Source organism: Borrelia puertoricensis, from assembly GCF_023035875.1.
GTDB classification, from domain to species: domain Bacteria; phylum Spirochaetota; class Spirochaetia; order Borreliales; family Borreliaceae; genus Borrelia; species Borrelia puertoricensis.
In genome coordinates, this window is sequence record NZ_CP075393.1 from 1 (window position 1) to 22,696 (window position 22,696).

The 22,696-nt window shown below is 32.5% G+C and carries 25 protein-coding genes; all 25 read right to left on the reverse strand.

Features of this window, described 5'->3' with window-relative positions:
* Positions 1 to 158: 158 nt before the first annotated feature.
* A complete protein-coding gene (locus bpuSUM_RS08000; protein WP_247067741.1) occupies positions 159 to 599 on the reverse strand; it encodes a hypothetical protein in 441 nt (146 codons plus the stop codon).
* The gene (locus tag bpuSUM_RS08005; protein ID WP_247067743.1) at positions 583 to 792 is read right to left on the reverse strand and encodes a hypothetical protein; all 210 of its coding nucleotides are present in this window, start codon (positions 790 to 792) and stop codon (positions 583 to 585) included. Before bpuSUM_RS08005 ends, bpuSUM_RS08000 begins: the two co-directional genes overlap by 17 nt.
* 170 nt (positions 793 to 962) lie before the next feature.
* On the reverse strand, positions 963 to 1,493 hold the full coding sequence (locus bpuSUM_RS08010) for a P13 family porin (RefSeq protein WP_247067745.1): 531 nt from the start codon (positions 1,491 to 1,493) through the stop codon (positions 963 to 965).
* Positions 1,494 to 1,619: 126 nt separating this feature from the next.
* Positions 1,620 to 2,762: a hypothetical protein gene (locus tag bpuSUM_RS08015; protein ID WP_247067748.1), complete on the reverse strand. Its 1,143-nt coding sequence runs from the start codon at positions 2,760 to 2,762 to the stop codon at positions 1,620 to 1,622.
* Positions 2,763 to 3,656: 894 nt separating this feature from the next.
* Positions 3,657 to 4,895, reverse strand: coding sequence for a hypothetical protein (locus tag bpuSUM_RS08020; protein WP_247067750.1), 1,239 nt, complete (start codon positions 4,893 to 4,895; stop codon positions 3,657 to 3,659).
* A 137-nt stretch (positions 4,896 to 5,032) separates the two neighbouring features.
* Positions 5,033 to 5,641 carry an apolipoprotein A1/A4/E family protein gene (locus bpuSUM_RS08025; RefSeq protein ID WP_247067751.1) on the reverse strand — a complete coding sequence of 203 codons (609 nt, stop codon included), beginning with the start codon at positions 5,639 to 5,641 and terminating at the stop codon, positions 5,033 to 5,035.
* A 239-nt stretch (positions 5,642 to 5,880) separates the two neighbouring features.
* The gene (locus tag bpuSUM_RS08030; protein WP_247067753.1) at positions 5,881 to 9,240 is read right to left on the reverse strand and encodes a tape measure protein; all 3,360 of its coding nucleotides are present in this window, start codon (positions 9,238 to 9,240) and stop codon (positions 5,881 to 5,883) included.
* Complete coding sequence (locus tag bpuSUM_RS08035) at positions 9,237 to 9,476, reverse strand: hypothetical protein (RefSeq protein WP_247067755.1); 240 nt, start codon at positions 9,474 to 9,476, stop codon at positions 9,237 to 9,239. Before bpuSUM_RS08035 ends, bpuSUM_RS08030 begins: the two co-directional genes overlap by 4 nt.
* A gap of 2 nt (positions 9,477 to 9,478) precedes the next feature.
* Positions 9,479 to 9,967 (reverse strand): hypothetical protein, encoded by a 489-nt coding sequence (locus bpuSUM_RS08040; protein WP_247067757.1) that lies wholly within the window; start codon positions 9,965 to 9,967, stop codon positions 9,479 to 9,481.
* 20 nt (positions 9,968 to 9,987) lie between these two features.
* Entirely contained in the window at positions 9,988 to 10,812 is an 825-nt protein-coding gene (locus bpuSUM_RS08045) for a hypothetical protein (protein ID WP_247067758.1), read from the reverse strand.
* Positions 10,813 to 10,823: 11 nt separating this feature from the next.
* Entirely contained in the window at positions 10,824 to 11,642 is an 819-nt protein-coding gene (locus tag bpuSUM_RS08050) for a hypothetical protein (protein ID WP_247067760.1), read from the reverse strand.
* Positions 11,643 to 12,089 (reverse strand): hypothetical protein, encoded by a 447-nt coding sequence (locus bpuSUM_RS08055; RefSeq protein WP_247067762.1) that lies wholly within the window; start codon positions 12,087 to 12,089, stop codon positions 11,643 to 11,645.
* Positions 12,086 to 12,469 carry a hypothetical protein gene (locus bpuSUM_RS08060; RefSeq protein WP_247067764.1) on the reverse strand — a complete coding sequence of 128 codons (384 nt, stop codon included), beginning with the start codon at positions 12,467 to 12,469 and terminating at the stop codon, positions 12,086 to 12,088. The genes bpuSUM_RS08055 and bpuSUM_RS08060 overlap by 4 nt, the downstream gene beginning before the upstream one ends.
* A gap of 21 nt (positions 12,470 to 12,490) precedes the next feature.
* Entirely contained in the window at positions 12,491 to 12,853 is a 363-nt protein-coding gene (locus tag bpuSUM_RS08065; protein ID WP_247067766.1) for a hypothetical protein, read from the reverse strand.
* Between the two features lie 56 nt (positions 12,854 to 12,909).
* Positions 12,910 to 13,743: a hypothetical protein gene (locus tag bpuSUM_RS08070; protein ID WP_247067768.1), complete on the reverse strand. Its 834-nt coding sequence runs from the start codon at positions 13,741 to 13,743 to the stop codon at positions 12,910 to 12,912.
* Positions 13,744 to 13,763: 20 nt separating this feature from the next.
* Positions 13,764 to 14,306 (reverse strand): structural cement protein Gp24, encoded by a 543-nt coding sequence (locus bpuSUM_RS08075; protein WP_247067770.1) that lies wholly within the window; start codon positions 14,304 to 14,306, stop codon positions 13,764 to 13,766.
* Positions 14,299 to 14,862: a terminase gene (locus tag bpuSUM_RS08080; RefSeq protein WP_247067772.1), complete on the reverse strand. Its 564-nt coding sequence runs from the start codon at positions 14,860 to 14,862 to the stop codon at positions 14,299 to 14,301. Before bpuSUM_RS08080 ends, bpuSUM_RS08075 begins: the two co-directional genes overlap by 8 nt.
* Before the next feature lie 53 nt (positions 14,863 to 14,915).
* Positions 14,916 to 15,950: an anti-CBASS protein Acb1 family protein gene (locus bpuSUM_RS08085; protein WP_247067774.1), complete on the reverse strand. Its 1,035-nt coding sequence runs from the start codon at positions 15,948 to 15,950 to the stop codon at positions 14,916 to 14,918.
* A 48-nt stretch (positions 15,951 to 15,998) separates the two neighbouring features.
* Positions 15,999 to 17,192, reverse strand: a complete 1,194-nt coding sequence (locus bpuSUM_RS08090; RefSeq protein ID WP_247067787.1) for a PBSX family phage terminase large subunit — start codon at positions 17,190 to 17,192, stop codon at positions 15,999 to 16,001.
* A gap of 2 nt (positions 17,193 to 17,194) precedes the next feature.
* On the reverse strand, positions 17,195 to 17,530 hold the full coding sequence (locus bpuSUM_RS08095) for a hypothetical protein (RefSeq protein WP_247067789.1): 336 nt from the start codon (positions 17,528 to 17,530) through the stop codon (positions 17,195 to 17,197).
* 24 nt (positions 17,531 to 17,554) lie between these two features.
* Complete coding sequence (locus tag bpuSUM_RS08100) at positions 17,555 to 18,355, reverse strand: hypothetical protein (RefSeq protein WP_247067791.1); 801 nt, start codon at positions 18,353 to 18,355, stop codon at positions 17,555 to 17,557.
* On the reverse strand, positions 18,345 to 19,124 hold the full coding sequence (locus bpuSUM_RS08105) for a hypothetical protein (RefSeq protein WP_247067793.1): 780 nt from the start codon (positions 19,122 to 19,124) through the stop codon (positions 18,345 to 18,347). Before bpuSUM_RS08105 ends, bpuSUM_RS08100 begins: the two co-directional genes overlap by 11 nt.
* 1 nt (position 19,125) lies before the next feature.
* Positions 19,126 to 21,894: a NosD domain-containing protein gene (locus bpuSUM_RS08110; RefSeq protein WP_430644670.1), complete on the reverse strand. Its 2,769-nt coding sequence runs from the start codon at positions 21,892 to 21,894 to the stop codon at positions 19,126 to 19,128.
* 20 nt (positions 21,895 to 21,914) lie between these two features.
* On the reverse strand, positions 21,915 to 22,307 hold the full coding sequence (locus bpuSUM_RS08115; protein ID WP_247067795.1) for a BBA14 family lipoprotein: 393 nt from the start codon (positions 22,305 to 22,307) through the stop codon (positions 21,915 to 21,917).
* 9 nt (positions 22,308 to 22,316) lie between these two features.
* Positions 22,317 to 22,676 (reverse strand): hypothetical protein, encoded by a 360-nt coding sequence (locus tag bpuSUM_RS08120; RefSeq protein ID WP_247067797.1) that lies wholly within the window; start codon positions 22,674 to 22,676, stop codon positions 22,317 to 22,319.
* Positions 22,677 to 22,696: the final 20 nt, after the last annotated feature.

Sequence of the window (22,696 nt, forward strand, 5' to 3'; positions counted from 1 at the left end):
ATATTTAGTTTTTATTAGTATAAGAAATAAGAAAAATTAGATATCAAATCATTCATTATACAAAGCTAACCAAACAAATAAAATCGAAATAAACTTTCTAACCTATTCCATAATTCTTGTATCTCTTCTTTTAATCCTTTTTCCTCCAATTCTTCTCCCTATATATTTTTTAAAGATCTAAGCAAAACCTCAATGGTTGCCTCAATCTTTCTGGCATAATCATCAGCAGCCCTACAGTCTTCCTCAGCTTTTTGTTTAACTTCTCCTGCTTTTTTCCAAGCGTCAATAGCAACATCCAATTTTTTTTCAGCATCAAAAATTCTATTATCCTTATTATCTTCAACGGATACAGAATTCTTAATTTGAGCAAGTTCAGAAATAGCTTGATCCAAAGCCTTATCAGCTCTATTATACTCTTCAATAGATTTAGTCCAAATATCATAAAATTTACTAACCATATCTCTAGCCGCAAAGGACATTTTATAAAGATTTGCCAAAGTCTCTTCATTATGTCCACCCCACCATTCCGAATTTTTAAATTCATTATCAAAATTTTCCAAAGAAGGTATATTAAAACCAATTTCATCTTTTTCTCTCATTTTGAACTTCAAAAATTATATCCTCTTGACCTACATTAACATTTTCTTCCTTAATTTCATCAAGTTCAAAATCTTGCTCCAAAACCTTATTACCATCTCTATTGAAGGGAACGCTACCAATATTATCCTCAACAATACCATCATTACTAATCTTACTGATAATATTTCTTAAACTTTCACCATGACATTTCATTTAATTGATGTATAAGGATCATAATATGTCATTATATTGCAACTTTATAAAATAAAGCATAATTTCAACAAAAATTTAAGAATTACATATTCAATACGGTTACCTTGTAATAAGGTAACCGTAAGTAAACATATTTAAACTATACTCAAATTCTATTTTAGATTCTATAATCAATACTTCTTAGTAAAAGCAAGTTCAAACCCCAAACCAGCATTTTCGTTAAAATTTACTTCAAATTGGGGCTTAAATCCTCCCAAAGATATACCCAATTTTTCTCGAAGTTTCCTATTATAACTAGACGCATATGTAAATGGACTTATCATTTCAACAATTCGTGTTATAAATAAAGTCATTCCACCTAAAGACACCAAAGATAATGCAAACGTTGGTGTTTCAATACCTTTATATTGAGAAAGAGAATATATACCACCACTAATCAAACCTACACCCAACATATCAAATCCTAAAATCAGTAATCCACCAGTAAAATTTCCTTGCATGAATGAACCTGTACCAAAACCCACAAAAAAATTCAATAAAAAAGGCACTAAAGTATTTTGTTTATGAAGTTCATAAAGTAACAACTTGTTATCCATATTACCTTCAGTAGCCACAGTATCAGAAGCCATCTCATCATAATTTTGGGCAAAACTAACAACAATACAAACAAAAAATAACATTAAAATTAATACTTGTTTCATAAACACCACCTTACCTTCCCAAAAAAATGCTCAACATTTTCATAATATCCATATTATAACATATAAAATCAATAATTCTCTTACCCCATAAATCAAGGATACTTTGAGTTTCTTTCTATTTATTTTTCATATTTTATTTTCTCTTCTAGCTCTTTTTCCTCTATTTAGTATCTCTTGAACCAAAACACGAATCTCTGTTCCTCTTATTTCAACCTTTCTAACCGCATCATTAGCATTGTTACTATTGACCAATGCATCAAATGTATTGTAAAAATATTCTGCTGTCATATCTTCCCTCTTCAAATGATTAATTGTCAGAAAAAAAATCATCTTGTGTGCTGTAACACTTAACATACTATCATAGTCCCTTATTTTCTGACTAAGATTTACAAGTTCTTCCATAGTAGAATACTTGTCAAAAGTACGTCGATTTATCAGGTCGCCAAAACTTCTAAATAAGGAATCGAAAGTAGCATATGACATATTGCCTAACATATACAATAAATTTATAATAGCAGTCCGATATCGATTATATAGCATCAATCTCTCTGATGCCTCCATACTACGATAAGTGGACTCAAAAACACTACGAGGGGGATACATTGTATATATTGCAAATGCTAAAGCATAAATAAGATCAGGATTATGCTTCATAGATGCATAAATAACTTCTTCACTGAAACTATAGTGCAATTCTCTTGGGTCAAATATCTCACTATAGACCAAAAACGGAAAACCTTTTCCTCCTCCATTAACAGGTTCATCACGTTTAATATCATGTTTAAATGTATAAAGATCTTCTTTTGCTCTATAAAATTGTTTTAAAGCTTCCTCTTTCGTTGTTGCTTCTTGTTTTTCTAGATCCCCTAAAAATAAATCGAAATCTATCGGCTTAACAATTATATCATTTTGTTCACCTGAAGGAGGAGGAACATCAGGAGGAGGAGGAACATCAGGAGGAGGAGGAACATCAGGAGGAGGAGGAACATCAGGAGGAGGAGGAACATCAGGAGGAGGAGGAACATCAGGAGGAGGAGGAACATCAGGAGGAGGAGGAACATCAGGAGGAGGAGGAACATCAGGAGGAGGAGGAACATCAGGAGGAGGAGGAACATCAGGAGGAGTAACGACACCACTAGGAGGATGGACCATTTTATTTGACCTAGCTCCAAATAATTTTTGAGCTAAACTTCCTTCTTCTCTTATTTTTGAATTATGACCACAACCTATCACAAACACAACAAAAAACATTATACTTACTCTTACCATTAAAATTCTCCTTTTTTATATTTATTATAACTTCTATATTATATAACTTCTATATTTATTATAACTTCTATATTATATAACTTCTATATTTATTATAACTTCTATATTTATTATAACTTCTATATTATATAACTTCTATATTATATAACTTCTATATTATATAACTTCTATATTATATAACTTCTATATTATATAACTTCTATATTATATAACTTCTATATTATATAACTTCTATATTATATAACTTCTATATTATATAACTTCTATATTATATAACTTCTATATTATATAACTTCTATATTATATAACTTCTATATTATATAACTTCTATATTATATAACTTCTATATTATATAACTTCTATATTATATAACTTCTATATTATATAACTTCTATATTATATAACTTCTATATTATATAACTTCTATATTATATAACTTCTATATTATATAACTTCTATATTATATAACTTCTATATTATATAACTTCTATATTATATAACTTCTATATTATATAACTTCTATATTATATAACTTCTATATTATATAACTTCTATATTATATAACTTCTATATTATATAACTTCTATATTATATAACTTCTATATTATATAACTTCTATATTATATAACTTCTATATTATATAACTTCTATATTATATAACTTCTATATTATATAACTTCTATATTATATAACTTCTATATTATATAACTTCTATATTATATAACTTCTATATTATATAACTTCTATATTATATAACTTCTATATTATATAACTTCTATATTATATAACTTCTATATTATATAACTTCTATATTATATAACTTCTATATTATATAACTTCTATATTATATAACTTCTATATTATATAACTTCTATATTAAATTTATTAGAACTTTTAACTATTATTATTCAGCATATCATCAACATTAAGTACCAATCTTTGTTTCTCTCTTATAACCAAACCTCTATTCATTAAATCCGATAGATAATTCCTTATTCTATAATACGATAAATTCGTATCTCTCTTAATGTCCCTCAAAGACTTTATGGTACGATTATCATATTCTAAATTAGATGCAATAAATTCAAGTGATTCATCAACACTTTTAGACGGTTTTTTATTCCCTCCTACACTCTGAATGCGACTACCTTGTACCTTTTTAACCTTACTTCTTGTAGATAATGGAACAGAGTGTAATAACTTTTGTTCATAAAACTTATGATAAGCATTCTGTATTATACAAAATACCATTGCTAAAAATATATCTAGACATACAGACAATAATAGTAATGAATAAACAAAAATTATATTAAGATAATCATCACGAGCAATAACAACAGATGTCCCATTTAAAACATTAGCCGCTTTAATGCGATTATTATTTATAGCTGTTGTTTCAATCAAATTACCAAGTTTAAAACGCAAATCCCTTAAAGATTGTAAATGCTCATCCCTTTGATTAAACAAAATCTTATTCTCTTTGCTTGCATTCTCAATTTCTATCATGTAATCTTGCTTCATAGTTTTATATGTATAGTCTAAGCTCAAATGTTTATTCTTGGCAAATTCTATACGATCATTATTATTCTTTATCTTAACATCAATACTAGCTATTTCACCTTCAATTATTCGCTCTTTATTAAAGAGTAGCTTACGAAGACCTTCTTCTTTTTCTCTTTGACTTTTTTTAATACTTACAACAGTATCCCTAATAGTATCTTCAAACATCAAGCTAAAGAAACTCTCAAAACTCATCCATGAACTTACAGACTGTGTTACAAGTCCTATTACTAATAATACAAATATTGCTACTCTCTCTAAGCATGCAAATACTGAAGAGTTAAACATACCTTCAACCACACGCTTCCTTAGTAAATACAGAAAATACAACAATATTGAAGATGGTACCATTATAATGACTATTGTAAATGGTAGTGTAAAATATAAGCTAGAATTACTACTAACATTATAACTTGAAATCCCTCTATGAGAATGTAACACATTGAATAAAAATAAGAACAGAGCAAACATTATCAACCAAATGTTACGAATAAAAAATTCAACATTAAATCTCAGGGAATCTCGAATACTAAACTCAACATTAATATCTTTTTTATTGTTTTTACCTATCATAAAAGCCCCTCTACCCTAACTATATTACCAAACTGTAATGAAATACTCAAACTGTAATGAAATACTCAAACTGTAATGAAATACTCAAACTGTAATGAAATACTCAAACTGTAATGAAATACAAATTACTGTCTCTACTAAGAAATTCCTAAATATTTTCCTAAAGACACAAATAACTGTGCTACAAAATATGACGCAGCAAGTGCAGCAACAACTGTTAAAGATGAAACTAACTGACCCTTAAATCCTAACTTGCTCTCAATCAAAGTCAATCGAGAATTAATTTGTACTAAATCAGTTTTAACAACCTCTATCTTTTCATCAAGTTTATCTATCCTAGTATCAAGTTTATCTATCTTTTCATTTAGTCTGGTCTCTACACTATCTATCTTTTCATTTAGTCTAGTCTCTACATTATCTATCTTTTCATTTAGTCTAGTCTCTACATTATCTATCTTTTCATTTAGTCTAGTCTCTACCCCATCTATCCTTTCATTTAAATCATTCTTAACAGTTTCTATCTTTTCATTTAACTCATTCCTAAATATATTGATCTTGTCATCTAAATAATGAAAATTATCCAACATCCTATCTTGAAAAATATCAAACTTTTCTTCAAGAACATAATAACTAATAATATGACCATCAAATGTCACACTATGATAACCCTTCTTAACTCTCTCCGGTCTAACTGCGCTCTTAGCTATATCTTCATCATTTACTCGTTCTTTTACTTCAACACTCATATAAAACCTCTATTAATTCTTTATAGTTTAATTAATTATAACATATAAATATATTCAATTAAGAAGAAGGAATTCTTTATAAAAAAATAAAGTCAATAACAAAAGTTATTGACTTTATTCATAGTGTAACACAGAAAGGATAATAAATTATCTTGCTGTGAACAACAAATAATATTATATACATAATTTCAGAAAAAGTCAAGTGATTTTTACAATTATCTTAAAATATTTGTATCAAGTTATTCTGCCATCCTAAAACTCATTGAATGCTCACGTGCTTTAAGCATACGAACAAGCTTATCAGCATCTAAAACATCACCATTGAAATTGTAATTATTAATAATTACTTGTCCCTTCCCATTGCCCTCGCTTTTTTGTATTTTATTTATTTCTTCTGCAATAATTCTTGCTTCAAGATTACGCAAATTTTCATCAATTGGGGCGGGTGTTACTCTTATAAGCTCGCTTTGTCCCATTTCACTAGTCATAAGTCCTGCACCAGGAATATATGTGGGCTTTGTTGTCATAAAATGAGCTCCCTTGCGTGCAAACTTGATCTCTTGCACAGAGCTTGCGGATCTTACCTTAGCTATTCTATTTAAAATTTCATCTAATAATCCTTCAGCACGCTTTAAATCTCTATCTCGATTCCAATAAAAATTATACGAATTTATCTTATCAATTTCTGCCTGAGCTTTAATTCGCTCCCCTTCTAAATTCTCAAGTTTACGGTGACGCTCCATTTCAATTTTTTTAGATTCTTCAGCACCAGTTACTGCTACACTCTCTTGTTGTCTTTTAGTTTGATACTCACTCTCTACTTGTGCAATCCGTTTTTGAAACTCTTCACCAGATATTTGTCCCTTACTTTGTGCTTGCCTTAAGAACTCAATCTCTTTACTATATTGGTCATCAAGCTCTCCTAACTTATCTTTTCGCATTGCAATCTCACGATCAAACCCTTCCTCAATACGAGCAAGTCCAACCTCACTCTGTTTAGCTAGCTCCTCTAAATCCTTGTCACGACGCTCTTCAATCTCTTTAATTCTCTGTTCTTCCAACCCTTTAAAAATACCTACAGTAAAACTTAAAGCAGCTGAAGCCATTGATCCCCAAGGCCCCATACTTGCTAGCATGTCTTTTGATACATCAAATAATGACTGAGTAAGGGTATCTGCACCATTACCTGCTACAACTCCTTTTCCTAAATCTTCAGTAACAATTTTATTTACAACTCCTATAACACTATCAAAAAGTAAACTAAAATTACTACCTAAACTCTCAGCTGCTGCTTCTGTTTGACTTACAATTTGAAGCAAAGTATTCCTGTTTGACTCATTAAGTCTCTCAAACTCTCCCTTATGTGACTCTGCAAAATCATGGTAAAGTTTATTAATCTCAGTTTGCATCTCAGCACTAGCCTTTTCTCTCTCAGCTAAAGGACGCATCATTAATTCAAACTGCATTAAAGTCACCTTCTGTTGCAAAGCTTTATGTGATTCTACAAATGACCTGTCAGTAGCAGTCTTACCAAATTCATTAACTCCTCTCTGAAGCGTCGTTAGCAAATTTTTATTTGATTCACTTAGAGACTTAAAACTCTTTAAATATTTATCAACAAATGCTTTTTGCTTGTCATTAATAGTACTAGCAAGGTCTCTCATTGCTTTCTCTTGAGCTTCATATGGAAGCATCAAAATCTCTCTATTAAGTCTTGCTATTTCATTTTGCAAATCCTTATGTTCATTTACAAAATCAAAATTAGCCTTAGCAAAATTATTAACATCCCTCTCAACATTGGCAAGTGTTTTTTGATTCTCATCAGTTAGCAAGTCAAAACTTGCTCCATACTTAGCAATAAATGCCTTATTTTTAGCATTAATTATAGACTCTAAACGACGGGTAGCCTTTTCTTGCTCCTCTAAAGGTTTTAGTGCTAATTCCCTTTGCATTTTGAAAATCTGTTTTTGCAAATCCGAATAATCGGCAATCATTTGTTTATTGAAATTATCTTTATCAATTTTATCTTGGTTCTTAAGTCTCTCCTCTCCAGACTTTTTATCCTCAAAAGGAGTTCTCAAAGGATCATCTTTGCTTAGACCTAAAATTTTTAACATCTTATCCCAAATATCACTTGCCAAATTTGAAACTCTTTCAAAAAGCTTGATAATTGGATCAAATGCAACTTTAAATCCTTCAACAAATTTACCACCAACATAGAATACAATCTCTTTAAGCTTACCAAAGAGATCCTTTACTGATGAGCTAATATTATTTAGAGGCCTTACAAGCAGTAAAAACCCTTGTTTTATCTTCTCAAAACCCATCATAAGAATGTTAAACCACAATTTAAATCCCTCGACAACTTTATTACCAACATAAGATACAATCTGTTTTATCTTATCAAAAACCATCATCATGGCATTCAACCACAATTTAAATCCAGCAATCCATGTTTCAATAAAATAATTTACAAGATCTCCCAATTTATTGAATAAAAAAATTGTAGACGAGATTATTTTTGTAAGAGGCTCTAAAAAACCTACAATTAACCATTGCTTCATTTTTTCAAAACCTATCATAAGGGGTTCAAGCGCTTGACCAAGATCAAGGTAAAGTTTCTCACTCATTTTAGATGTTTGAAGCTGGGCATCTGCTAAAGTTTTTGCTTCACGAGCAGTATTTTTGTAAAATTTACCACCCTCACTTGTAGCCTTTCTTAAGGCACCACTTAATTCTTCAAATCCAAGTCTACCCTCACTTGCCATTTTAAATAAAGAATCGCCTGCTACTCCTGCCTCTTCTGCCAAAATACCAGTAATATCAACTCCAGCATTACAAAGAGACTCAAGATCCTCTAATGCAATCCTATTACTAGCCTCTACTTTAGAGTAAACTTCAACTAACTTTTCAAGTCCTTCGCTACTACCACCTGCTGCTTCTCCAAACATACGCATTCGCTCACTAACTTCAGAAGCAGTTGCTCCATAAGAAAGCATGGTTTTAGCTGCATTATTTATAGCCTCACAAGTAAACAACGTCTCTTCACCAAACGACCTCATATCATAAGCTAAGGCCCTCCCCACTTCAGCATTACCTAACATATTAGAAAAGACACCAACCTCTTCATTAAATGAAGCTACAGAGTCTAGAGACCCTGTAAATATACCTGAAATAGCTGAACCTATCTTTTCAACCGATTTTATAATTAATGTTATTGGTAAAACACTACTTATAAGTCTATCTAGAGCCTCCCCAACCCCTTGAGCCAACCCTTTTACATTAATTAAACTTTTACCAAGGCCTTTCAACGTGCTCCTTAAAGTCTTGATGTTTTTAGTTTTATCACCAACACCTTTAATCGAGTCAGCAAGCTTTTTAAAATTTTTACCCATTTTATCAGCTTGCGAAATTAAAGCATCATAAACTGTCCCAACATCAGCTCCAGTCTTAGCAGCACTCTCCAATTTTGATTTCAAATCATTTAGGTTTTTAAATTCTTGTTTTGCTATTCTCTCAAGTGCACTAGATATAGTGTCTAATTTATCATTATTACTAGTAGCAATTGAGAGAGGAATTATAATCTCATCAAGTGTCATTTACCTATGCTCTCACTCTCAAGTTTTTTAATGTAAAGATTAAGTTCATTTAAAACTAGTACAAACCAATAATTTTGATTATAAAGTCCCCCCTCCTGTGGAAGGCTGCCAATACTTCTTGAAAGCAGTGCTTGATTTATAAGGTACATTAAGGGCTGCTCATTTTGAGTAATCCAATTCATTTCATTTTTCATTTCTTGGAAAAATTCATCTTTTATTCGATCTGCAAACTTCAATGCTAAGTTGTAATAGTCTCGTTTGGCAATATAGTACAAGGCAAGCTCGACTTTTTTGAGGCACCCTCCACTTTTAAGGTATCAGACACATTGTTAATCTCAATTGCTAAATTTGATAACATATCTTGTAAAAGTACAGCATCCCTCTCAACTATTTCTTTAGTTACAAGATTACCACTCTGATCAAATAGACCTCTAAAGCCCACAACATTCTCTCTCCAAATTTTCTTTACAAATTCCATTTGACGATTTGTCACGTCCAAAGCTACTCTAGTATCAACTTCTTTGGTAGAATTTTTAGTTAATTTTTGAAGCAATTCAATTTGAAAACCTTTAATTTTTTCAATAAATCCATAATTTACACCCTCAAGTATTACAAATGCTTCCTCACTATCCTTGCAATTAGCATGCTCCACATTTCCTTTTCTTCTAATATAATCTGGAATATAAGGCAACTCAATACACCCAGACAAATTAACATTAATTACCATAAAACTATAACCTCCTCTAATTAAATTTCAAAAAATTTAGCGTCTTTAATATAATCATAAGACATTGAAACTAACGGTTTTGAAAGTGTTACTTGATATTTTTGGTCAATTTTTTGATTTGATAAATCCTGTCCTGGTGTGAATGTTGCTATTTGTCCTTGCCCAATCATAAATTTGGTCCTCTGATCTTCACTTTGACCTTGATTTACAAAAACTACAAAAAACTCATAATTACGAGGAACTATCCGTCTTCCAATCTCATACTTATTACCATTATCATTCTTTTTAACAATATTCCGATTTACAAAATGTGAATGCTCTATATAAGTCTCAAGCAATTCTTCTCTATTCTCAGAAGTCTCCTTAATAGAGTACCCTGAAAACTCAACTGTTTGTTCTGGTATCTTACCAATAGCTGATATTGAACCACATACTGTCTTTAATGTCTCAGTAGCCTTAGTTGAACTTATTGAATATGCATTACCAATGCAATACGTTCTAAAAAGTAATACTTCAATCTCATCATTATTATCTAAACATTTTTTCAAATCTTCACACATCGAGTCGTGATAGTATAAAAAATTACCTTCCCTTAAATCCAAAGTACCAAGCTTAGAATTTGCACTTACAGTTTTAACTCTAAAAATACATTCTTTGATTGATTTCCACTTACTAGGTTTGGTAGTTGACAAGGAGACGTCTTTTACAATTAAATCTTTTGGTGAGAGTCCATCAACAGAAGCGCTATCTTTGATATCTGACCCACTGAAACACCACTTAAATTTAGGAATATTAACTGATACTAAAACAACACCACAAGGCATTTTTAATTTTTGTTCGGCCATTTATCTCTCCTCTAGATTTCAAAAAATTTAGCGTCTTTAATATAATCATAAGACATTGAAACTAACGGTTTTGAAAGTGTTACTTGATATTTTTGGTCAATTTTTTGATTTGATAAATCCTGCCCTGGTGTGAATGTTGCTATTTGTCCTTGCCCAATCATAAATTTGGTCCTCTGATCTTCACTTTGACCTTGATTTACAAAAACTACAAAAAACTCATAATTACGAGGAATTATCCGTCTTCCAATCTCATATCCATTACCATTCTTTTTGACAACATTCCGATTTACAAAATGTGAATGCTCTATATAAGTCTCAAGCAATTCTTCTCTATTCTCAGAAGTCTCCTTAATAGAGTACCCTGAAAACTCAACTGTTTGTTCTGGTATCTTACCAATAGCTGATATTGAACCACATACTGTCTTTAATGTCTCAGTAGCTTTAGTTGAACTTATTGAATATGCATTACCAATACAATACGTTCTAAAAAGTAATACTTCAATCTCATCATTATCATCAAATAAATCCTTTAAATTATCGTACATTGAGTCGTGATAGTATAAAAAATTACCTTCCCTTAAATCCAAAGTACCAAGCTTAGAATTTGCACTTACAGTTTTAATTCTAAAAATACATTCTTTGATTGATTTCCACTTACTAGGTTTGGTAGTTGAGAGAGACAAGTCTTTTACAACCAGACCCTTAGGATCCCCATCACTAGGAGCAGTATTATTCTTAATTACATTACCTTTAAAGCACCACTTGAACTTAAGGGTATTGACTGATACTAAAACAACACCACAAGGCATTTTTAATTTTTGTTCGGCCATTTAACTCTTCCCTCCTACACACAATAAACCTAAATCACTCCCATTAATCCTAATACCAAGGCTGGCTTTTACTACAGTTACCATATCACTATCTTGCAAATCGTCGTCATCTATAACTTGCGAATCATCAATAGTAAATGACTTAAGATAATATTTAGACACTAGACAGTTAACTATCAAAGTCGCAATCTCAAGACCAAGAGTTGGATGGTCTCTATTTTGTGTATAAACTAAAAAATCAATACCTATCCCAAAAGAATAATCTTTACAACTAAGCACAACTTCTCCTATACTTTTTAATGCAAAAACTATCGCTGGAAGCTTAAGTGTTGTACAAGTGTAAATTTCAGATTTGTAGTAAATTTGTGTTGTTGCAAACTTATTGTAAAATAGATAATTCTTCAAATCCCTCTTAAATGAGCTTAAAAATTGCTTCAAAAACTTCATTTAAGCAACTCCTTTGCCTTACCCTGAAGGTCTTTAGTCCAGTTTGTATACTGCTTACTAACACCCTTACTTCTTATCTTAAGCCATATAGGAACTGCAACATCACAGAGTCCTTTATGAGAAGCCCATGCTCTAATTTTTGATAAACTAGGTTTTGGAAAACCTGAGGTGTATACTTCTCCTAAATCTAACTTCCCTGATAGAGAAGAGTTTACTTTGAGACTAATATCAAAACCTTTCTCTGACTCTATAGATTCAATACTAGCTACATCACTAAGACGGCCTGGAATTTGAGACTTTAGAACATTGAAATTTTTTAAAACCTTAAGCCCAATTAAGCTTTTAACTCTATTAAAAATCGATTTTCTTATATTAATCAAATTAACCTCCATTGCAAGATACTAGCCAATACTTAAGAAAGTTTGATGGTCAACTCTAGGAAAAAGAGAATCAAGCTGATCAAGCAAGTGTCTAAACTTGCAATCTTTTTGTTGCAAAGTCTTAAAACACCTAGAATTAAATACTTCCAAGTACACAACATCAAGCAATATAAGTAACCAATTCCTGTAAGCGTCTCTCTCTATATGATAGAGACCCAAAATTGATTTTGAATACCTTAAACACTCCAAAAGCTGTGGCTTGAGAGAAGGTGGTATATCTACACTACCATCTTCTCTAATACACATACTCAAAGACTCTACTGAAGTTGTACTTACCCACATATCCAGAATATCTTTATCATTAACATCATTACTCTCACTCATATTAGTAAATCTCTTGCAAAATACTAGCTAGCCTAAATTACTAGCCTAAATTACTCTCAACTTGAAATAGTAATCTCAACAACTTCTTGTGGATGAAAATGAATAACCCCTGCTGACTCCATTGACGCATGAATATAATCACCATCAGCACCTGCAAATCTTCTAAAGAATATTTCCGGAATCATTGGCACAAACATCACTTCTGGATTTGGCTCATAAAGAATTGGATGATCAAGTCCTTTAAAGACTGAAGTTATTATATTATGGTCTTTTAAAAGCGCATCCTTTACTGTTATGTATTGCGGTTCACTGTAGAGATCTAACAACAGGTGTGAAAATTTATGTGGTAAGAGTAGATGATAAAACCCATCAAGTTTTTCCTTATACTCCTCAGATTTACGTTTAGCCTCCACAACCTTTTTATGCAGCGCACTTCCAGAATTTAATGATGAAGAAGATGTACCCGATATTTTACTTCTCCCATCAAGGGTTGCAATACCTTCCATCTTAATATCAGGTTTTCCAAAAATAATTGAGTGATAAGCATCTTTCATAAGACCAAGTTCCAAATTAGCCTTAACTTCCTCTTCACTTACAGAACCATACATCAAATCCTTAAGCGAAATTCTCTGCACCGTATCAAATACATGCATTTTGTATGCCATCTCTTGAAAGAAAATACCACTCCTTCCAATCTCATTACTATAATCTCCAAAACTTGCAGTAACATTATGCTCTAATACTGCCTTACGAGCTACATAATATCCTTGTCTAAGCTCACTCCTGCTTATAATCTTATAAGGCATTAGCTCTTCAAGGCCCTCTTTAGCAAGTTGAATAACATCTCCACGATACGTACCACTTGACTCTATAAAAATACTTCTACTCATACTCTAAAATCCTCCTAAACTTATGAAGAAAATTTCCTATTACCACTAGTATCATATTCATGACCAATCTGAATATCTAATAGCACTACCTTCCCTGTACCACTAACACTAGAACCGGTACTTACATCCTTAATTCTCCCAACCTGAATTCCTCCCTTTCCGTCTTTAGAGAGTTTTCCTGTTTTAAAGAATACGTACTGACCAATTTTAGGATCTGAGAAAGATGTATCAAGGGTTACTGCCACTTCACCACTTCGTCTAATTGGAACTAGTTCACCTGGTAAATAATTCTCCACCTCATGAGATGCTATATTTGTCTTTCTCATAGCAAATCCACGAATAGCATGAATGTTGTTTGAAGAAGTGTTAACTGTACTAGTTGTTGCTTTTTTTACTAAAATATCTCCCATAGAAGATGATTTACTCGATACTACTAAATCTCCAGGACATACAGGATCTGAGCCAACATCAACTATCCCAGTCTCAGTTTGATGCAGTCCAGATTTATGCTCAAGTCCTGGAGTAAAATTTTTCTCTACTTTAGTAAAATCAAAATCAGACATTTAAAACCTCCCTAGGAATAAGTCTCTCCTTATGTCTTTGTGCTTTAGTATTATTTATGATCTTTCCAACATATCTATTGCGAGAATTTACCATTTGTTTGTAAGCTGTAAGTTCTTGTACAAGTAAACTTATATTCTCAATCTGTGAATCAAGATCACCAGATTCATCTACCCTAAATTTGATGCTATATTTCTTCTTCATAGCATCTAAGAATGCCAATTTCGCATCCTTAATACTACTTGCACTAGCAAATGGAGGAGTAATTTCATACTGCTCGCAAGCTTTCTCTAAGTGTGCTAAAAGTTTAGAATCTTTAAATGCATCAACTTCAGCCTGCTTTTCAGCTTGTTTGCGAGCTTTAGTAAAATTACTCTCAGCTTCAGCCAATCTTCTCTCAAAATCCTCCCTTGAGATCATATCTGGTAATCTTTTAGAATCTGATATTAATTTCTCATATTCTTCAACAGAAATTGTCACCAAATCTTTATTATTGTTAACATCAGAAGACGGACCATTTGACGAGGATACTTCATCAACTAATTGTTCACCCTTCATATAAACCTCCTTTAAAAATTAAAAAATTTCATAATAATCATTTATAATTCCCTCTAAACTTTGAGGAACTCCTCAAGTTCAGATTGAATTTTTAATCTCAGATCCAAATCACCCATTTCGCTAGCTTTCCCTAAAAGATCTGTATATAAGGCAAGAGTACGTGCATGCTTCTCATCAACTTCTGCTTGCTCCTTTTGACTGATAGGTTTAACCGCCTTAAATTGCCAATTGGACTTAAGTCCAAATTTTTCTAGCACAGTGTTTATAAACGGTGCTACCATAAGCCTACATATTTGCTCAATATTAAGGTAAAATATGTCATAATTCCCAACACTACCCTCACCAGATGGCGAGATGGGATAGAGTACCTCTCTTGGAATCCCTGAATGCAGTGTTATATCAGACACAATAATGTCAAAAGCATCCCTTATAGGACTTACAGAACGCGTAATATTTGCAATATCATCTTCCCTACCAAGTATCATCATCTTATGATTACTATCTAGCACCCCTTCTATATTTTTCTTAAGTTCTGCAAGGTCATAAGCGGTCATATCTTTTACTGATGGGAGAGTTGCTGATTTTAAAAAAGTGAAATTATTAACTTTCAAAAAACCTACAGTTTCATGAAGTAAAGTGTCCATAATCCTACTGCTCTTCTCTAAAGCTTGAAAATTTAAGAACGACGACTTCATTTTAACAACACGGGTTGGATGAATATTTTCAAAAGAAGAATCATCTCTAGAGCACACTTCTCCAAAATTAAAACAAAGACAAGGAAATCCATGACGCAGTGGCACACTCGGATCTTCTGAATCTGGAACTACTATATAAAAAGCACTCTCTCCAGAGAGAATTGCTGTGTAAACCATTTTCTTGATAACACCCCTAAAATTATTATCAAAAAGCTTTGAAAGACCATCTCCTCTCTTATGCTCAATATCCCTAGATGCTGCAAATCCTGCATATATCTCGGCTACTTGATGTGCAAGCCTTAATGGGTCACCTGTTGACGCATCGCCTGCTGGCATTAAAGGTCCTCTTGAACTGAGATTATTTCTTCTTCTAAAAAATTTAAATTTAAACAAATTCACCTCACCTAAAAAACATAATCAAGATTTACACCCATGCTAAAGTCACACAAAAATTGACACAGCATTCAGAAACGCTGGAATATATTGCAAATTTTTCTGCATAACAAGATTTGTAGCAGTACCACTCTCACTACCTAAAGATTCATCATAATAATATTCAGTCTCACTAAATTCCAATATCACATCTTCAGTCTCGTCCCTTCTTACTACACTCAGATTATTAGGAATTAAATAATCTGAGAGCACATAAAGATTACGATTACGTGCTACTAGAGACCCTCTACCAAAACGAGAGAAAACAAATTTTAATTCTTCTCTACTATGTGGGAGAACAAATGTCCCTCTAAAACGCGAACATTCACGCTCATAATCTTCCCTTGAGAGTAAAACTTTACTACTAGCATTAGTTACAACTGTTATTGGAAAGTAAGCTATTCTTCCAACAAAAATCTCTATAAAGCAAACCCTATTTCCCTTAATGTGAACTCCTGTATAAAAATTACCCTGTGCTCGATCAAAGAGACTCTCATCACAAACTTCAAAATCTTTTATAAATCTTGCTGTTCCAAAATCAAATTCTTCTCCTAAGACCTCAATTCTAAATCCAAGATCATTTCCATGATACGCAAGCCTTTGTTTCTCAAGCCACGAGTCAATATCACCTCCATTTAAGAAAGGATTGTCTCTATACGTACTCTTAATTACACATACTGATGGATTATCTTCATTTGCAATATAACGTTTGTAAAGCCAATGCGAACAAGGTACTGGGTTACTTGACATGTAAATTCTCCCCCCACGCTCTCTCATTGTAGGAATGAGTCTCTCAATATCAGATTCAGTAAACTGATTAGCCTCCTCAAGCCATAGGTCTTTAAAGTGCGCATACGATTTAAGGTCAGTTGTATCATGCCCGCCTTCAAATACAAACGCACGCTTGCGTCCATATATTAAATTTTTTGTCTCTATCTTAGCTTTACTTACATTAAATTCACGTCTTAAGTTATACCTATGAAGCAACTCTAAAATTTCTTTATGAATTGACTGAATTGTTTTGTTTTTCTTCTTACGCACTGCCAAAGTATCACCACCATCAGGTGTAAACTTTCTCTCAAGATTTACTGTTGCAATATCATAAGTCTTACCAGTCCCACGACTTGAGTAATACACAAAAATCTCAGCACCAGGTTTTCTTTTGTATGCATCAAAATAAATCGGCAGTCGCTTTAACCTCAATTTTACTCTCCCATACTACTCTTCATAAGACGCTTAATCTCCTCATCAGTGTAAGCACAACTACTAAAAACAGAATTCTCTTTACTACTTAAGGACAATTTCTCTTTATTGATGATATCTAAAACCAAATCCTCAGCTTCAGAAATTCCTAGAATAGCAAAAAACATTCTAAATGCATGAAGACTTGTTGCTAAAACATTACTATTTGAAAATTCATACATCTTAGCAACAAATGCCTTTAGTAATACTTCACGAGCACCAGAAGCATCACCAAGAGATGAGAAATTTGCCTCTACAGCCTTTTTCAGTAATTTTTTATAATCAAATTCACTACTCAAAACAACCTCCTACACTACTTCAATTTAGAGATCATACCTAAAAAACGACAAATAAGATAAATTTTTAGGTCTAGTCTCACTACCCCCTGCATAATTTGTACGATCTGAAAATTTGTACTTTGATATATAATCACCAAGTACTACGTTATATACAAAAGCATAATTACCATCACTCCAATACCAACTATCCTCACGGTGTGCTTGATAAGCCTCTTTAAATAAATGGTCATAGGATCTATAGTCAATCTTCTCACAATTTATGTAGTGATTATGACTCCTTAATGAATCACTCTGTGTTGCTCCTAAACTTCTAGAATTTGAAGCATCATAGTGTCTTAAAAACCTACCCGCAAGACTTGGTGCAGATGATATTCCTAAAACTCTAGCTGCATAGCAATTTGATGGCAAACTTCTACCATCTGGAATACAAAATTTACCCGTATTAGTAAACGCTTCAATAAGCTTATGTCTATTTAAGATTGTCCCTTCAATTGGAAATTTTGCAGTTAGTGTGCCAACAGCAACCTTTTCTATAAAAAAATCAATCATATGCTCTAAAGTAGCATCCAAAGTATCATCTAATACAGATGACATATTCTTACAAATAGGATAATACCGTCTATTTGCAATACTCTTACCATCACAAACTGCAAATACGCCTTTGTCTGTAAGTAAAATTGGTTCTCCAATCTCGCCTGTGTAACCTTTAGAATCAAGATAAGTGCCAACTCCAAATTGTATGCAGGTATTACTATTTGCAATTCGTACTTTCAAATCATCATAATCCTTATTACTAATACTCATAAACACCACTTCACCAATCATATCTATAGAATGACAAATACGTTAAATTCCTAGGCCTAGTCTCACTATCTCCTGAATAATTTGTACGATCTGGAAAATTGTACTTTGATATATAATCCCCAAGTACTAGGTTATATACAAACTTATAAGTACCACCAGACCAATCTCCAGATTTGTAAAGTTTATTAAAAGACCTAACAAGACGACCATCAAAATTGATACTGTCTATATTTATGTAGTGGTTATGGTTTTCAAATGAGTCACTTTGAGTATCTCCAATGCTACGAACTGAGTCATAAGAACCGTTTCTGTCATGGTGTCTTAAAAACCTACACGCAAGACTTGGTGCAGATGAGATTCCAAATCTCTCCCTTACAAAACAATCTTCTGGAAGGCTTCTCCCATCTGGTAAGCAAAACTTTTTTGTTGCTTCAAACGCTTCAATTAATTTAGACCTAGTAAGCTTTGATCCCTCTTGTGCAAACTCAGAAGTTAGAAAGCCTGGATAAGTACTCTCCAAACATCTCTCAACCAAATCTTCTATGTAAGAATCCAAAGTATCATCTAAGACTGGTGGTAAACCTTTATTTATCGGATAGTATTTTCTATCCTCACTACTCTTACCATTACAAATAGCAAATAACCCCTTATCCTCTACTACAATAGGCTCTCCAAGCTTACCAATATAATTCTTCGCCTGCTCCATATCTCCAGCACTAAATTGTATCTTAACGTTATCAGTTTGTAAGCGTCTCTTTATCTCTTCAAAATCATCATCACTTATAGCCAAATTATGCGACCTCCTCTTTATCTTTTACATTCTCTTCATACACATTAAAATCAATAACTCGTGAACTTAGATCCGATTTTTTTGTAAAAGATATACCAAGCTCATTTTTAAAAAATGAATCTCGCATTAATAAATCTAGAGAATTACTCTTAAGACCTACATTGTTTTCCACAAAACTATTTCCTGCAAATCTTGCATTTACAACTTCATCAAGTTGTAATGCAACACCTGTATTACTTAAAAATTCAACTTCATTAACTTTAAGACTTGAAAAACTTGTAAAGTGTAAGCCATCTCTATTCTTCTTAACAACACCACCCCTCATTATTGCATTAACTCCATTGGCAATCGATGCCTTCTTATTAGACTCAATCTCAACTCCAATAAGAGTCATATTATCAACATCACGAATATCAAATCCGCAATTTGTAGATCTGAAAATAACATTCTCAAGAAGTATCTTTTTAACTTTCATTGTCTCTAAAGCCACTCCTTCATTACAAAGAAATGTAATATTCTTAAGGTAAATGAAACTTGCATCATTTAAGTAAATAGAAGACCTCTCTTCTTCTTTAATCCTATAAATTGAACACAACCTCAAATTAGCAAAGAGTGCAAATTCGCTACCTTTTAGGTATGAATCTAAGTGCTCCTCATCACTCAAATTACCACCCCTTATCCAAAGTTCACTCATAGGCTTTTGACATATAGTTAGCCTTGACATCTTAAATGAACGAGTTGCGATGAAAATATTTTTTGCAAATCCACCAGCCCGAATTACAACTCCATCATCTCCTTTAATCTCGAAATTAGATATATCAACTGAGCCATACATATAAAAATCACCGGGGAGTAATTTGATTTTGCTTGTTCCAGAACGTTTTGCTAAGTCTAAAGCCTCCTGAATTGTAACTTCATCCTTAAAGCCTGGTGCAACAAGATGGGGACTTGCAAAATCATTATCTCTTGCTGCAATATAATTAAAAGGTGCAACTATAACCTCACGAATAGATTCTAAATTATCTCTAGAGCCTATATATTTAGAAGTTGTAAGGTAATCATAGTGAGTGTAATCTCCCCATGTAATCCCTTCATACTCGTAAAGTCTTATATTCATATCAAATCCGGAAATCTTTTTTGATAAAATCAAGAAAAAATGATCTACATCATAATCCTCAAACTTAAGTTTTACAAAATCAGTAAGGTCTAATTCTTGAGTTGACCTGAAATTAACGATTGTATGTCCTTTAACTCTTAAATTAGTTAAAAATTCAAAAAGCCTTAAAGCCGAATTGGAATCAAAAATAAACCTGGTTGAATACTCAAATCGCTTACTGTAAAAATCATCTGCATTATCAGTCTGCAATATATTACGAGCAGTTGTATAAAAAACATCACCATATATATCAAAGTAGTAAATATAACGAGAACCTTGACTTGAGGATGTATTTTTAAACCAAATTCGGGATTTGGTTGGATAATATTCTTCATGCACAAGTTTAATATCAGAGTCAGCACTAAAACGGGCCTCAAGATTATGTGTTGAGATTATGGCTAAATGATCATTTATTGCATAATGGTCATGCCATACTTCCCTTTTCTTAAAATCCCACTTATAAGCTGTATCAAACCATTTAGGATCATATTCCTGGTAGACAAGACTACCTATTTTATCTGCAAAATCAGGATAAACTACTCCTTTTTGCAAAACCGCAACATAAAGACTACTCCCAGATCCTTTAACATTAATGGGAGCAGAATAAAGCGGCCTTTTATTTGAAATAGCTTCTTCTCGGCTTTGAAATTTACCTTCTCTCCAAATAACCCTGGTTGAATCATAACTACTAGAACTACTCTTTGACAGAACATAACTTGAAGCATCAATAGAGCAAAGCTTTACATCCCTTTTTATAACCTCACTCTTCCAAATAGGTAAAATCTGTAGTTTTCCATCACCTGTAAATGTATATGCATATCCAAATTCATAAAGCAATGCTGAGAGAATTGTCCCAAGGTCCTCTCCATCAGCAATAATTACTGCAGGCACTTTTGCCAAAATGCTCTCAGAGCCATCATCATCAATCAAATCTTTAAGATTGCTTTTAGCTAAAATTAAATGGACTACTGATTGCTCCTTTATTAATGGATTATATACATAAAGCCAATCGGGATTGTAATTAATAGGAAATTGAATAGGCTTCTCAAAAACAACACTCAAAAGTTTAGAATAATCATTCACAGTAAAGCTAATACTTTTAGTGGAGTTAAACACCTCTCTGTTGAAAAATTTTTCTAACACACCTTTGAATAATGACTTCGTTCCCTCACTTAAGATCACATATACATCTTCTTTCCTAAAGAATAGGAAATCCAAAAATTCATCTGAAAGACCATTTGCATCAAATTTAAAGCTACTTGATGCGGTCTTTAGTGTAGGGTCTACAATTTTAAGTTCTAAAGACATACTAGATATATCAGTGTAAGGGGTTAGATCAAAAAATTGACCTTCATCGGTAAAAAAGACAATACTTAAATCACAAAACTCTGGACTCTCTCCCTCGCCTTGAACATCTTCAGTTTGAACAGCTTCCAAATTAGATTCAACTCCCAGGTCAGTATGATCACTAGAGATTAGCTCATCACTAACTACTAAAGAGGGATTACTAATATCTAGAGAAGACAAATGAACAGAAGGGGAGGGGTCAGCTTCAAAATTAAGTGTTAAACCCCCTTCTGTTAAATCCTTATCAACTTTATCTTCTTGCTGCAAACTTAAATCTCCCTTGTGCCCTACTCCTGCAAGGACACTTGGGTATACCTACGGTATATATCAATAGCAATGGGTTTAACTAAAGCTATGTAACGCTTATAATAAGCCATCCTTGCCTTAATGCCCTCTCCTCCAATACCACCCTTAAATGTGGGGTCAAAATTTTCAAATAATGGAAATTTATGCTGCTTATAATAAGCATTAACATAACTTTTAGCATCAATAAGCCATGCACTAAGACTTAACGCATACTCAAATAATGAAGCTTCATCACGAGCTAAGCTTACAGGGTCTTCCCTCCCAATTAAGGTAGGTTCCTTTGGAAGACTTGCAATCCCTTTGCAAGAGAATACTAAAAATAACAAACATAAAGATAACAAATAATTATTTAAAAAATTAAATCTACACTTCATAACAACCCACTAGCCCTTTAATTCCATTTTCTCTAATGCTTCCTTAGCTACTTGACCTCTAAGCTCAACAAGCCTATCATATTCATCCCAATTCTCACCATTCTCTAAAACCCTGCAAGCATCAATTGCTAAGTCAATAGCACCTCTTAGTCTTGAATTTATGATCTCAAAAGCACGTTTGTTCTCATTATTTTTTGCAATCTCATCTTTTATAGAATATATAAAATTCAAGATTGAACTTGTAAGTGTCATTCCCTCACGTGCAAGTTCAATCTTAGATTCTCCTAAAAGAGAACCAAACTCTTGTAGTAGAAAATCTTTTGCCATTACTGCATCAAAAAGTTTATTTACATTTTTTGCTACGCTCAAAATCAAACCTCCAAAATATC

What these genes read in the sequence shown, in the direction of transcription:
- bpuSUM_RS08045 (WP_247067758.1), bottom strand. Translation starts at nt 10,812, where the DNA reads ATGGCCGAACAAAAATTAAAAATGCCTTGTGGTGTTGTTTTAGTATCA.
- bpuSUM_RS08025 (WP_247067751.1), bottom strand. Translation starts at nt 5,641, where the DNA reads ATGAGTGTTGAAGTAAAAGAACGAGTAAATGATGAAGATATAGCTAAG.
- bpuSUM_RS08100 (WP_247067791.1), bottom strand. Translation starts at nt 18,355, where the DNA reads ATGATTGGTGAAGTGGTGTTTATGAGTATTAGTAATAAGGATTATGAT.
- bpuSUM_RS08050 (WP_247067760.1), bottom strand. Translation starts at nt 11,642, where the DNA reads ATGGCCGAACAAAAATTAAAAATGCCTTGTGGTGTTGTTTTAGTATCA.
- bpuSUM_RS08020 (WP_247067750.1), bottom strand. Translation starts at nt 4,895, where the DNA reads ATGATAGGTAAAAACAATAAAAAAGATATTAATGTTGAGTTTAGTATT.
- bpuSUM_RS08080 (WP_247067772.1), bottom strand. Translation starts at nt 14,862, where the DNA reads ATGAAGGGTGAACAATTAGTTGATGAAGTATCCTCGTCAAATGGTCCG.
- bpuSUM_RS08005 (WP_247067743.1), bottom strand. Translation starts at nt 792, where the DNA reads ATGAAATGTCATGGTGAAAGTTTAAGAAATATTATCAGTAAGATTAGT.
- bpuSUM_RS08040 (WP_247067757.1), bottom strand. Translation starts at nt 9,967, where the DNA reads ATGGTAATTAATGTTAATTTGTCTGGGTGTATTGAGTTGCCTTATATT.
- bpuSUM_RS08015 (WP_247067748.1), bottom strand. Translation starts at nt 2,762, where the DNA reads ATGGTAAGAGTAAGTATAATGTTTTTTGTTGTGTTTGTGATAGGTTGT.
- bpuSUM_RS08075 (WP_247067770.1), bottom strand. Translation starts at nt 14,306, where the DNA reads ATGTCTGATTTTGATTTTACTAAAGTAGAGAAAAATTTTACTCCAGGA.
- bpuSUM_RS08055 (WP_247067762.1), bottom strand. Translation starts at nt 12,089, where the DNA reads ATGAAGTTTTTGAAGCAATTTTTAAGCTCATTTAAGAGGGATTTGAAG.
- bpuSUM_RS08115 (WP_247067795.1), bottom strand. Translation starts at nt 22,307, where the DNA reads ATGAAGTGTAGATTTAATTTTTTAAATAATTATTTGTTATCTTTATGT.
- bpuSUM_RS08010 (WP_247067745.1), bottom strand. Translation starts at nt 1,493, where the DNA reads ATGAAACAAGTATTAATTTTAATGTTATTTTTTGTTTGTATTGTTGTT.
- bpuSUM_RS08000 (WP_247067741.1), bottom strand. Translation starts at nt 599, where the DNA reads ATGAGAGAAAAAGATGAAATTGGTTTTAATATACCTTCTTTGGAAAAT.
- bpuSUM_RS08070 (WP_247067768.1), bottom strand. Translation starts at nt 13,743, where the DNA reads ATGAGTAGAAGTATTTTTATAGAGTCAAGTGGTACGTATCGTGGAGAT.
- bpuSUM_RS08030 (WP_247067753.1), bottom strand. Translation starts at nt 9,240, where the DNA reads ATGACACTTGATGAGATTATAATTCCTCTCTCAATTGCTACTAGTAAT.
- bpuSUM_RS08065 (WP_247067766.1), bottom strand. Translation starts at nt 12,853, where the DNA reads ATGAGTGAGAGTAATGATGTTAATGATAAAGATATTCTGGATATGTGG.